The sequence below is a fragment of the Candidatus Phytoplasma melaleucae genome (assembly GCF_030588185.1).
In the GTDB taxonomy this organism is placed as follows: Bacteria; Bacillota_I; Bacilli_A; order Acholeplasmatales; family Acholeplasmataceae; genus Phytoplasma; species Phytoplasma melaleucae.
Genome location: NZ_JAOSID010000002.1, coordinates 53,837 through 66,256 on the forward strand (window position 1 = coordinate 53,837; position 12,420 = coordinate 66,256).

A 12,420-nucleotide genomic window follows, 5' to 3' on the forward strand; every position below is an offset into this window, starting at 1 on the left:
AAAATAAAAAGATTTTTACTGTCAAGCTATAATAGACCAATAACAAATTAGCTCTCATTATAATTAAATATTTTTGCTAAATTATTGCCAAATGTATAGGTATAACTATATCAAAATTGCTATTTTTAATGATGGATTTTATAAATAAATCCCAAAACACTAATTTATAATTACAAATTTTTAGATATTTTGTAAAACTTTGATTTCGCAAAATTGAATTTTTGCAAATCCAAAGAATAGTTCATTTTAAATTATTTTTAAATTAATTCAGAAAAGCAAAAAAAAGGAGTCTAAATTATGGATTTTTTTATCAAATATAAAAAAAAAATAATGATTTTTATTTTAGTAACAATAACAACACTAATTTTATCTATTCCTTTTTTATCTTTGACAAAAACCAAAAATGTTAAAACCGTTTCAAAAGATCTACAAATAGTAACGACTACTACTATGTTAAAAGATTTAGTCAAGCATTTAGTTGGTAATGTGGCAGAAGAAGAACAAAACGAATATCAAAAAATTGAAGGCATTCAAGTTGATTCTTTGATGGGAGTAGGAATTGATCCGCACAATTATAAAACCAAATTATCAGATCGCAAAAAAATTAAAGAAGCTGATTTAGTTGTGATTAATGGACTACATTTAGAAGCTAAAATGGCAGAAGCTTTTCCACTTTTGACACATAATTCCTTTACGGTAGTACAGTTAGATGAAACACATACTAAAGTTATAAATCAAAAAGGTGATGAGAAGGAACACATTCAAGAAAAAGATATTAAACGAGACGAAGATACTAACGGGCCAGATCCTCATATTTGGTTTGATATAGATCTTTGGATTAAAGTTTTACAACAATTAAAATATAAATTAGAAACAGTATTGGAGAAAAAAATTAAAGAAAAAGATTCACGTTTTAACTCAGAGGATATTGGAAAATTAAAAGAAAATTGTGAAACATATGCATGCAAATTAAAATTATTAGATAAATATGTAGACCAGAAAATTAAAGTATTAAAACAACAATTTTCTTCTCAAGGTAGAACATTTATTTTAGTTACTGCTCATGATGCTTTTTCTTATTTAGCTAGAAAATATAATTTTCAATTAAGCCCCATTCAAGGAATTTCTACTCAAACAGAAGCCAGTATCACCAATATTGAAGAGTTAGCAAATGAACTTGTTATTAACCAAGTAAAAGCTATTTTTGTAGAAAGTGCTTTTCCAGAAGGAACACTGGATTCTCTTAAAGAATCTGTAAAAAGTAAAGGTTATAATATTAAAAAAAGCGATGAAGAATTATACGCTGATGCTTTGGGGTCAGAAAATGAAGAACCAATAGAATTTGAAGGAGATCAAGATACATACGGAAACTCCAAACCCACAAAATATAAACATTCCACCTATATTGGAGCTTTATTACATAACATTAACACAATAGAAAAAGAATTAAAACAATAATAACAATAACAAAGAAATAAGGAGATTATAATGAAAAAAGAAATAGCCATTAAAATTAGAGATCTAACTGTAGCTTATCATCTAAAACCAGTTTTGTGGGATATTGATATAGATATTTATCAAAGCTCTTTAACAGCTATTTTGGGGCCTAATGGTGCTGGAAAATCAACTTTAATTAAAACTATTTTAGAATTAATTCCCAAAGTGTCTGGAGAAGTTTTATTTTATAATCAAAAATATGGGCAAGTAAGAAAAAAAATTGCCTATGTACCACAAAGAAATTCAGTTGATTGGGATTTCCCTACTACTGTTTTTGATGTTGTTTTAATGGGTCGTTACGGACATTTAGGATGGTTTAAAAAACCAACTGTTAAAGATAAAGAAATAGTAATGCAATCTTTAGAAAAAACAGGAATTCAAAATCTTAAGGACCGTCAAATATCTGAACTTTCAGGCGGCCAACAACAAAGAATTTTTTTAGCTCGCGCCTTAGCTCAACAAGGAGATATTTATTTTATGGACGAGCCGTTTCAAGGGGTTGATATCCAAACAGAAAAAAAAATTATCCAAGTTTTAAAAGATTTGCAAAAAGAAAATAAAACCATTATTGTAGTACACCATGATTTAGAAACAGTAACTCAATATTTTGATCATGTAGTTTTAATAAACGTACAAAAAATTGCAAGCGGTACTATGGATGCAGTTTTTAATCAAACTAATTTAACTAAAACTTTTCAAAATAAACAATTAAAAAAAGATATTCATAATTTTGTAAACTTAAAAGAAAACTAAATAAAAAGAATTAAATTAAATATAAATAAAATAACTAAACACATAAGAAAGGATTAAATATGTTTGTTTTAGAATTTAATTATACTGTTGTTAAAGTGCTTTTAGCAGCTAGTTTTTTAGGGTTTACATCAGGTATTTTAGGTGTTTTTATTATCCTGAAAAAACAAGCCTTAATTGGCGATGCTCTTTCACATACTGCTTTGCCAGGAATTGCCTTAGTTTATCTTTTTGTTCGCAGTACAGATATTTGGGTTTTGTGGTTAGGTGCTATTCTTGCTTCGTTTGTTACTTTGTTTTTGATGGAACTTATTAAAAAATATTCTAAAATTAAATCTGATACAGTCTTATCGTTAGTGCTTGCCTCTTTTTTTGGTTTAGGTAACGTTTTAATTGCCATTGCTCAAAATACTGGTGAGGATAATAAAATAGCTACTTTGGAAAAATTTATTTTAGGGCAAATTGCTTTGGTAACTAAACTAGATATGATTTCTACTGGCATTATGGCCTTAATTACTTTAGTAGTGGTGGCTAGCTTGTGGAAAGAAGTTAAAATCTATATTTTTGATGATAAGTTTGCCCAAAGTATCGGGTTTAACACTAAAATTATGACTTTTATTCTCAATTTCTTATTAATTGGCGTAATAGTTATTAGTTTAAAAATTATTGGTATTATTTTGACAAGTGCCTTCTTAATTATGCCAGGAATAATTGCCCGTCAATTTAGTGATAGATTTGTTACTAATGTTATTATTGCTTCCATTGTTACTTTCTTTTCTAGTTCGATTGGAGTTTTTATAAGTAATAGTGTAGAAGATATGCCAACAGGACCAATTATTATTGTTATTACTGCTTTATTTATTGCTATTTCTTTATTATTTTCTCCTAAATATGGAGTTATTAGTAGATATATGCAAAAAATTAAATATCAAAAAAAGATTAAAAAATTTCGCCAACTTATTCATCTTTATTATGAACAAGAAGAAATTCAAAGCCTGAGTTTGCCAATAATTCAAATAGAAAGTTTTTTATGGAAGGAAAAATATTTAATGTTGCAAAATCAAAAACCCCAATTAACACCTAAAGGAATTAAATTAGTTGAAAATTTAATTGATGGTGTTGTTTAATGATAAGTTTTATTAATAATGTTGTTAGCGGCTTTGAATTAGATGTTTTTTTAGTTATTTTATTTTGTTCTTTGACTTTGGCTAGTTTAGGAGTTTTTTTAGTATTGAAAAAATCTTCTATGGTGGTTGATGCGATGAGTCATAGTGTTTTATTAGGCATTGTTATAGCTTTTTTAGTAGTTAAAAATATCAATTCTCCTCTTTTAATTATGGGGGCTGCTTTAGTAGGTGTACTTACAGCTTATATGGTAGAACTTTTAGGCAAGAATTCTAAAGTTACTAAAGATGCTTCTATTGGGATTGTTTTTACTTTTTTCTTTTCGGTAGCTATTATTTTGATAAGTCTTTATACAAGACATGAACATCTTGATACTGATGCTGTTTTTTTAGGCAATATTGAGCTGACCCACCTTAACCAACTCAAAAAAATTATTCCTCTTTTATGTATTAATTTGCTGTTCGTTTTTTTCTTTTATAAAGAATTAAAAAACTACATTTTTGATCCTACTCTAGCTGTCATCCTCGGATTTTCGATTAATTTAATTAATTATTTATTAATGTTTTTAGTTTCTATGACAGCTGTTATTTCTTTTGATGTAGTTGGTTCTATTATGGTAATTTCTTGTATGATTGGACCTGCCGCCATATCTCTTTTAGTTACCAAAAACTTATGTAATAGTTTTTTACTTTCTTTATGGATTGCATTTGTTGATTCTAGTATTGGTTATTATTTGGCAATTGGACTTAATTTGCCAGTATCAGGGCTAATTGCTTTTATGAATTTAGTTAGCTTTTTGCTCTTTTTCTTCTTAGCTCCTAAAACTGGAATTGTTGCTAAAATAATTAAAAATAATTTGCAAAGAAAAGAATTTATGATTATTTCTTTACTAATGCATCTTAAAAATAACCAAAACCAATTACAAAAAAACCATTATCAAGAGATTTATAAAGATCTAAAATGGCCTTTATTTCGTTATAATAAATGTCTTAATAATGCTTTAAAAAAAGGCTATATCCGAATAAAGAATAATCAAGTAATATTAAATACTTCAGGGAAATATGTTTTAGAAGAAAAAATTGCTCTTTGGATTTAAATAATCAAATCCATCAACATGCTTTAATAAAGTGGGTTTTTATTTCATTTATAATAAGTTTTATAATATTTAAACAATATTCAAACACTCGATTATTATATAAAAGTTATTTTGGGACCTTTTTAAAAAAGAGGTCCTATTTTTTTTATGAATGGGTTCGATGTTTTGTATATAAAATACTTACCCCATTCAATAACCAAAAACAAAGTAATTATTATTTTAAAATTTTTTAACATCGGTAAAAAGTTTTTAAGATCCTTAAAGCCTAAAAAGAATTGAAAAAATAACCTTTTTCCCTCTACTTGAAAGATTTAATTTACAATGAAAAATAAAATTAACAAAGTTATATTTAAATTATTAATTTTGATCTGTACATTTATTTTATGAATATTAATATGTTTTTATATTACAAAAATAATAAAAATAGAAATTATTAATCACTATAAAGAAACCAATAAAAACTAATTTATCTTAAAAAATAAATATTATTGATAAATGTAAAAAAATGTTGAAAAACAAAAAAATTTAAAACGAGAAGGATTTAATTTAAAATGAAAAATAAAATTAACAAAGTTATATTTAAATTATTGATTTTGATTTGTACATTTATTTTATTAACATTAACATGTATTTTATTAAATAAAATAATAAACAATAACAAAAAAATAACACAATCAAATAATATAGTAGAAACACAAAATGCTAATGTACCTCACAAAAACAAAAATATTTTAAAAAAAATGAAAAATAATAAAATATTTCAAAAAATAAAAAATAATAAACATAAAATATCTAAATATTTTATAACAAGAGATATTCATATTGTAGGTTTAGTAACAGGATTAATAACTGGATTACTTTCTTTGGCTTAGTCAATCTATAATCTAGTAGTTTTTAAATAAAAACCAAATTATTTATTAATAAATAATTTGGTTTTTTTACTTTTATAATAATGTCATTTTATTTTTTTTAAAAATTAATTTTTTTAATAAAAAGGAAAATACAAGCTCCTAAAACCGAAATAAACATTATAAATGTAGTAATAAATAAAGTTTTATTCGATGTTTTTTTAATAATAATATACCTCTTCTCTCCGTTTATATTTTATTAATATGATATGCAAAATAATTTAATTAATTGGTTATTTTATGTTTTCTTATATCATTTTTATTTGTTTGATTATTACTGTTATAAATAATATTATAATTATGCGGCATAACATTTTAGTGCATAGATAATTGTATTTGGGATGTATATATACGATGAATATTGCCATCTACAAATAATGAATTTAGATCATCTGTTGTATTATCAAATTTTTCATTATTTTCTTTTATCATTTTTTTATAAAGTCTCCACCTTTATCATCGATATTACCTGTAATTTTGATATTTGAAATAAGGTGCATATCAGAATATGTTTGATCTTGAATAAAAAATAATACACTTTTCTAAGGTATTTTTTGGTTTTCAAGAATCATAAATTTGCTTTTTTTTATAAAATTAAGTTTTACTAAGTAAAGTAGCGTTTAATAAGGATTTAGAAGTGTAGAAATAATTACTTACCATTTGAAGAAGAAAACTTATTTTTATAATAACGTTCACATACCAGATAATAGAAGTTTCAGGAACTAAAACACCTAGAAATAATAGCATACAAAAAGAATTAACCCAATATGCTAAAACATTAAAAAATACTATTAATAAAAAAAAGAATCTTCCGATGAAGAAAGAAATAATGTTTTACAATTAATAAATTTAAATTCTAAATTAAATTAAAAGAAAATAAGCTTCAAAAAGTTTTATTTCCGTTTTATTAAAACCTTCCCAAACAAGGTGGGAATCTTTTAAAAGTTGGGTTACTTTTACAAATAAAGAAAACTCCAAATCTTTAAAAGATGTTTATCAATCTATACTAAATGATTTACAAAAAAAACAAAGAATTACAATCAGATTTGAAGAAATTAAAAAATATAAATGATGAAAAAGAACATTCAAGTTAAAAAAATAGCTCTTTTTTTTTGGCCTGGAGCTTTAACTCTAATTGTTCAAACTCACCCATCATATTGCCAATTAACCAAAGAAAAAAAAATAGGAATCAGAATACCCAACCATTTACTAACTTTGAAACTACTTCAAAAAAAAGGTCCTCTAAAAACTACTTCTGTTAATGAAAGCGGGTTCCCCCCTTTACAGAATTTAAAAGTACTTATAAACAAATACCAAAATCAAGTAGATTATATTTACCTTGATAATCAAAATTTATCACAAACACCTTCTACAGTGATAGATACAACTACTACTCCTTTTTGGCGCGTTTTAAGAAAAGGGGCAATTACATTATCTATGATTCGAAAAATATTAATTAAATAATACCGTTTTAGCCATGAATAAAAATCTTATATCAGGGGCTTTAATCCCTAATTGCATTTCAAAATACAATTCGAAAAAAAATAAAAACAAAGAAACAACCCTTTCTATATTGAAAGAACGTAATTCTTTAGCTAAAAAAAAAGTTTTAACAGAAGAATACTTTAACAACGAGGAAATTTGCTTTTGACTTATATTTTGGCGTAATAATCTTTCAGCGACAATCATTTCTTGTAATTTTTTTAAAATTCGGTACAAAAACAAAAAAATATCTTTTTTTTGGCTAACTGTTTTTTGGAAAAAGGCAAAATCACTTATAGAACTTTTTTCGCTAATTATAAATTCTATTAAAGTAAGAACACTTGTATCTTCTGACGCATAAGTCAATTGTTCAATAACAGATTCATCATGAATCTTTTTTTTTGGTAAATGATATAACTTAATTTTATTAATTTCCTCACTTAACAAGAACAAATCCCCGTTAGTTTTTTGTATTAATCGATAAATAAATTTATCTTTAATGGTTTCATTGATAAAAAAACCTTCTTGCGTAAAAGTGTTTAAAATATAAGAAAATAAATCATCTTTGCGATGAATAGACTTAATTTTTAATACTTGAGCAAATCTTAATAATTTGTTTTTCACCAGAGCAAAAAAATGATTATTTTCATCTAATGTAACATACATAATAATGTTCTGATCAGATGATTTATTTAAATAATTTACTAAAAAAGAAAAATAATCAACTTTTTTTAACTCAAATAACAAAGAAATATTTTCTATAAAAAAAACTTTTTTTTGGGAAAAAAAATTGCCGGTAGATAACAATTCTTTCATTCGAGCCATAATATCAAAATAATTATGAGATTCGAATTTACAATAGTAAAAATAATAATTATTTTTATGGCAAAATTCTACTAAATAATTCTTTTCCCTTTCTAAAAAAAATAACTGTGAATAACATAATAAACTTAAATAAACCACTCTTTTAACCGCCACATATTAGTATTTTAGATTTTTTTTTAATCTTTTTAATTTATAAAATCATTATAAATTATTTTTTTATCCTTATATGTTTTTTAGGCATACTTTTCTTAAAACCATCTTTTACTATAGGAATAGCAGCACGAGGATGATATTTATAATATATTTCTTTTAAACGTTTTTGACTAACATGTGTATAAATCTGAGTAGTCGAAATATCCTCATGCCCTAAAATACTTTGTAAAGCTCTTAAATCTATACCATTTTCTAATAAATGTGTTGCAAATGAATGTCTTAAAGTATGAGGAGAATATTTCTGTTTTAAACCAGATAATTTTATCTTTTGTTTAAAAATCTTATAACAACCCTGTCTAGATAAACGCCCTCCTTTATAATTCACAAAAACGAAACAATTAGATGTTTTACACAAAAGAAAATCACGAGAACATTTAAGATATAATTCAATAACTTGAGCAGAATATTTAGAAATAGGGACCATTCTTTCTTTGCTGCTTTTTCCTGTAACCAAAACATACATCTCTTCTAAATGTAACCGATCTAAAGTAAGATTTAAAAGTTCTGATATTCTTAACCCCGACCCATACATTAATTCAAATATAGCCTGATTCCGTAAACTAATATAAGAATCATTTTGGTTAATTTGTGCTAAAAAACGAAAAGTTTCTTTCAAAGATAAAACAGTGGGTAAGTTTTTATTTATTTTAGGCATTTTCAAAGACAAAGCGATATTATAAACAACTTGGTTTTCTATTAAGAAAAAATCATGTAATTTTTTAATAACAACAATTTTCCTAGCTAAAGTTTTGCTGCTTAATTTTTTTTCAGTTGTAATAAATTCTAAAAAAAGAAATATGTGATTTGGACGTATTTCGCACGGTTCTTTTAATTTTAAATATTTGTCTATAAATTCCAAATATTGTCTCACATCAGTCAAGTAAGATATTATAGTATTTAAAGATAGAATCAATTCATGTTTTAGGTATAATTCGAACGCTTGTATAATATATTTCATAGATAAAATTTTAACTTTCTAAAAGATAAACCCAAAAATCTATTTAGATGAATTAGTTTTAATTTAATTTTTTTTAAGCGTTAAATGATTTTGTTTATTTCTATTAGTAGTGAAATACATAAAAAAAGTAGATAAAGGAATTTTAATAAAGTTAGTCAGAAAAATAGATTCCCAGTAAAATTTTTTCGTCGTAAAATAAATCAATAAAGTAGCTATAACAGAAATCGAATAATTGAACAAACAAATCATTAATGAAATATCTTTTTGTTTATAAACATTTAAATATTTAGAAATAATATCTATACCCCCAGTAGAACCCCCTATTCTAATAGTAATACCACCAATAATTCCTCCTAAAATAGCAGAAACTATTATTCTCACAAAAGAAGACCAAAACCCACCATCCATATCAAATAAACCAAAAAAATTTTTCATTTTGTTTAAATATAAACTATTATTATTGTTAATAGAAGCAGTTAACAAAATTAAAAAAACGAAAATAGAAATACTGTTAATAAGAGTACTTATAGTAAACTTATAACTTAATTTAGGAAAAGAAATAAAAATAAATAAAAATGCGTTTATGATTATATAGAAAAAAGCAGAAAATAAACCAACAAACAAAGAATTATTTTTTAAAAATATAAAATTCGCTTTTAATATTTTAGCAATAGCATCACCAATACCATGTATACCTGTCGCATATGAATTAACTTTATAATTGCCACTATTGAAAAAAACATCCGAAAGAGAATAAATAAAACATAAAAATATATTGATAAAAATAGTTTTCACATGTAATTTATTTTTAGGCCCAAAAAGAGAATTATCTCTATTATTTTTCATCTGTAATCTCCGCTTTTTCTACATTTTTTTTTCATTAAAATATAATTACAACTAAATAACAGGAATAATTCAATTTACAAATAAAAATAATTAAAAAAAATTGAATGATAATAAGAATTTTTAAAGTTTGAATTTAATATATTTTAATATATCTTTATTTTCATTTTTTTAGTTCATAGATTTAAATTTTAATAACTTTTACCAACCGATACCTAATTTTTTTTTCACTTCATCTAACTTATTTTGGGCGATTATACTTGATTTTTCCGCACTTTTACTAAGAATATTAGCCAAAATAGAACTTTGACGAAAATAATGAAATTGATTTTGAATAACGGAAAGATGTTCTATAACTAAATCAGCTACTTTTATTTTCAAATTCTGATAAGAATAACCTTGAAAATAAGCTTCCGTTTTATTAAGATCCCAATCTCTAAAAGCGGAGTAAATTTTTAATAAATTAGATAATCCTGGTTTTTTTTCTGTATCATATTTAATTTCGTTGTCAGAATCAGTTACTGATTGCATAATTTTTTTTCTGATAAGATTTAAATCTTCAGATAAAAAGATGCAACCTTTTTCTAATGATTGATCAATCAAATGATCACTTTTATTCATTTTTTTAATTGGATTAATCAAAGAATTAATAGTATGTCCTATTTTTAAAAAGTCAGGGACAATAAAAGTATTACCATACAAAGAATTAAAACGAATAGCTAAAGAGCGAACTAATTCTAGATGTTGTTTTTGATCTTGTCCAACAACTACAATATCAGCATCATAAAGCAAAATATCTGCTGCCATTAAAATGGGATAAGTGAATAAAGAAGTTCTTACATTTGGTTCAGAGTTATATTTTTTTTTTTCTTTAAATTGAATCATACGGCTTAACTCTCCTAAATAAGAAGTACATTCCATTATATAACTTAAATAGGTATGTTGAGGCACCTCTGATTGAATAAATAAATTAGTTATAGAAAGATCTAATCCTGCTGCAAGACATAAAGCTGCTGTGTCCTTAATAACTTGTTTAAGTAGAGATGGAGTTTGAAAAAAAGTTAGAGAATGTAGATCAGCAATAAAAATATAAAAATCATATTTATTATAAAACTTTTTTTGCAAAAGAACTAAAGGTCTAATAACCCCCAGAAGATTTCCTAAAGTTAATTTACCAGTGGGTTTAATACCGGTGATTATTTTTTTTTTCAACTTGGATTGCATAATCATCTGATAATTTAACTACCACCTCTCTAATTTTATCCTACGAACTATAAACACTATAAACTCAAACATAAAAATTATATTATTTGCTAAAAAAATTATTATGTAAGACTGGCTTCATAATAAAATTAAAGATTAACAAAGAAGGAGGTTTTTTTGAAATATCGACTACAATTAAATTTATTCTTCCAATAAAAAACCATTAAAAAGAAAAAAGCAAATATAATAAATAAAATTAATATTCTAAATAAAACCGCTAATTTTTCTGGCAAATATAAACATCTAAATAACGGATCTCCAAAAATTTTAGAATGTTCATAATAATCACACTGAATACTACTATAGGGAAACCAACATTCAGACGCTGAACAAACCACTCCTATTTGACTTCTAATAGGTTCAAATAAGCAAATAAAATAACAAAATAAATAGAACAAGGGGTGAAAAAAAGTATAAAAAATTTTTTTAAAATTAGTTAAAGAAACAGGTAAATAGAAGAAAAAAAAGAAAAAAGAACTCCAAGGAATAATAATATGCTGAAAAATACTTAAAATATAGCTATCATAAAGAAATTTAGATAAACTAATATTTCCATTATTTAATTTAAAATATTTAAATAACTTGTAAACATCACCATTTTCGTTCCAAATAGGACTTAAAATGCAATTATATACAAAAGTAGTTAATAAAGAATCTACTACTATCATTAAAATAAAAAAAGATTGCGTTCTTTGATTCTTAATTTTTATTAAGAAAGAACATAATACTAAGAAGACTAAAAGAGTTTTTTGATTAGTAAAAAATCTATAATATAAAAAAATTACTTTAATTATTTTCAAAATCAGAGATGTATTTGCCTGATTTTTCAAAAAAAATCTAGAAAAATCAGTAATAATAGTAAAAAAGGTAGTTAATAGAATAAACCAAAATAAGAGCTGGCCTCCAAAACTTAATTTATAAATTAAACCTTTTTTTTCATCTTTTTTTATTTTTTTATTCATTTTTATTTCTTTTTAAAAAATCATAACCTCACAAAGATATTTTCATAAACATTTCTTGTTATAGAACAATCTGAAATTTACTAAGCATAAAATGCTTTTCAATGCAAAAAGTATAATAGTTTATTTGCAAAATATTATGTACACTTTATAAGTTTATATACACATTTAATATAATTAAAAACTTTATTTTACTAATATTACTAATAACTATAAAACTTATAAATAAAAACAAAGGCCTGATTAATAATTTGTATTTTGGGATACTATATACATATTATTATTTTACCAGATGATAAAGATATTTTTTAATTATTTTTAACTACTACACATATCAAAGTTTGCTGAGTTAATTTACCCTATCTTTTGCAAAAAGCAGCGACGACTTACTAACATTCACTGTTGACTTACAATCTTGTTTCTATTTAACTGTTTATAATTCTTTTGTACTACATTTGGCAATTTCTTTAAATTAAAGGCTGCTTGAAATCGTCAATGATT

11 protein-coding genes are annotated in these 12,420 nt (G+C 24.2%); 6 read left to right on the forward strand and 5 right to left on the reverse strand.

The window, feature by feature from the left end:
* Positions 1-297 precede the first annotated feature (297 nt).
* From OC680_RS00675 to OC680_RS00700, 6 genes are all read left to right on the forward strand, one after another.
* Positions 298-1,458 (forward strand): metal ABC transporter solute-binding protein, Zn/Mn family, encoded by a 1,161-nt coding sequence (locus OC680_RS00675; RefSeq protein WP_304515201.1) that lies wholly within the window; start codon positions 298-300, stop codon positions 1,456-1,458.
* A 30-nt stretch (positions 1,459-1,488) separates the two neighbouring features.
* Complete coding sequence (locus OC680_RS00680) at positions 1,489-2,250, forward strand: metal ABC transporter ATP-binding protein (RefSeq protein WP_304515202.1); 762 nt, start codon at positions 1,489-1,491, stop codon at positions 2,248-2,250.
* A gap of 59 nt (positions 2,251-2,309) precedes the next feature.
* Positions 2,310-3,374 (forward strand): metal ABC transporter permease, encoded by a 1,065-nt coding sequence (locus OC680_RS00685; RefSeq protein WP_304515203.1) that lies wholly within the window; start codon positions 2,310-2,312, stop codon positions 3,372-3,374.
* Positions 3,374-4,468 carry a metal ABC transporter permease gene (locus OC680_RS00690; RefSeq protein ID WP_304515204.1) on the forward strand — a complete coding sequence of 365 codons (1,095 nt, stop codon included), beginning with the start codon at positions 3,374-3,376 and terminating at the stop codon, positions 4,466-4,468. The genes OC680_RS00685 and OC680_RS00690 overlap by 1 nt, the downstream gene beginning before the upstream one ends.
* 551 nt (positions 4,469-5,019) lie before the next feature.
* Positions 5,020-5,340: a hypothetical protein gene (locus OC680_RS00695; protein WP_304515205.1), complete on the forward strand. Its 321-nt coding sequence runs from the start codon at positions 5,020-5,022 to the stop codon at positions 5,338-5,340.
* A gap of 1,104 nt (positions 5,341-6,444) precedes the next feature.
* Positions 6,445-6,840: an L-threonylcarbamoyladenylate synthase gene (locus OC680_RS00700; protein WP_304515206.1), complete on the forward strand. Its 396-nt coding sequence runs from the start codon at positions 6,445-6,447 to the stop codon at positions 6,838-6,840.
* On the opposite strand, the gene holA is transcribed toward OC680_RS00700, so the two are convergent.
* The 5 genes from holA to OC680_RS00725 all read right to left on the reverse strand — a co-directional run bounded on the left by holA (position 6,829) and on the right by OC680_RS00725 (position 11,922).
* Positions 6,829-7,836, reverse strand: coding sequence for a DNA polymerase III subunit delta (gene holA / locus OC680_RS00705; RefSeq protein ID WP_304515200.1), 1,008 nt, complete (start codon positions 7,834-7,836; stop codon positions 6,829-6,831). The genes OC680_RS00700 and holA overlap by 12 nt on opposite strands.
* A 55-nt stretch (positions 7,837-7,891) precedes the next feature.
* A complete protein-coding gene (locus OC680_RS00710) occupies positions 7,892-8,854 on the reverse strand; it encodes a tyrosine recombinase (RefSeq protein ID WP_304515207.1) in 963 nt (320 codons plus the stop codon).
* 63 nt (positions 8,855-8,917) lie between these two features.
* Positions 8,918-9,700 carry a YitT family protein gene (locus OC680_RS00715; RefSeq protein WP_304515208.1) on the reverse strand — a complete coding sequence of 261 codons (783 nt, stop codon included), beginning with the start codon at positions 9,698-9,700 and terminating at the stop codon, positions 8,918-8,920.
* A gap of 198 nt (positions 9,701-9,898) precedes the next feature.
* Positions 9,899-10,927 carry a tryptophan--tRNA ligase gene (gene trpS, locus OC680_RS00720; RefSeq protein WP_304515209.1) on the reverse strand — a complete coding sequence of 343 codons (1,029 nt, stop codon included), beginning with the start codon at positions 10,925-10,927 and terminating at the stop codon, positions 9,899-9,901.
* A 122-nt stretch (positions 10,928-11,049) separates the two neighbouring features.
* The gene (locus tag OC680_RS00725; RefSeq protein WP_304515210.1) at positions 11,050-11,922 is read right to left on the reverse strand and encodes a hypothetical protein; all 873 of its coding nucleotides are present in this window, start codon (positions 11,920-11,922) and stop codon (positions 11,050-11,052) included.
* Positions 11,923-12,420: the final 498 nt, after the last annotated feature.

Coding starts and splice junctions, on each gene's coding strand:
- OC680_RS00690 (WP_304515204.1), top strand. CDS start 3,374: ATGATAAGTTTTATTAATAATGTTGTTAGCGGCTTTGAATTAGATGTT.
- OC680_RS00695 (WP_304515205.1), top strand. CDS start 5,020: ATGAAAAATAAAATTAACAAAGTTATATTTAAATTATTGATTTTGATT.
- OC680_RS00715 (WP_304515208.1), bottom strand. CDS start 9,700: ATGAAAAATAATAGAGATAATTCTCTTTTTGGGCCTAAAAATAAATTA.
- OC680_RS00680 (WP_304515202.1), top strand. CDS start 1,489: ATGAAAAAAGAAATAGCCATTAAAATTAGAGATCTAACTGTAGCTTAT.
- trpS (WP_304515209.1), bottom strand. CDS start 10,927: ATGATTATGCAATCCAAGTTGAAAAAAAAAATAATCACCGGTATTAAA.
- OC680_RS00675 (WP_304515201.1), top strand. CDS start 298: ATGGATTTTTTTATCAAATATAAAAAAAAAATAATGATTTTTATTTTA.
- OC680_RS00685 (WP_304515203.1), top strand. CDS start 2,310: ATGTTTGTTTTAGAATTTAATTATACTGTTGTTAAAGTGCTTTTAGCA.
- OC680_RS00700 (WP_304515206.1), top strand. CDS start 6,445: ATGATGAAAAAGAACATTCAAGTTAAAAAAATAGCTCTTTTTTTTTGG.
- OC680_RS00725 (WP_304515210.1), bottom strand. CDS start 11,922: ATGAATAAAAAAATAAAAAAAGATGAAAAAAAAGGTTTAATTTATAAA.
- OC680_RS00710 (WP_304515207.1), bottom strand. CDS start 8,854: ATGAAATATATTATACAAGCGTTCGAATTATACCTAAAACATGAATTG.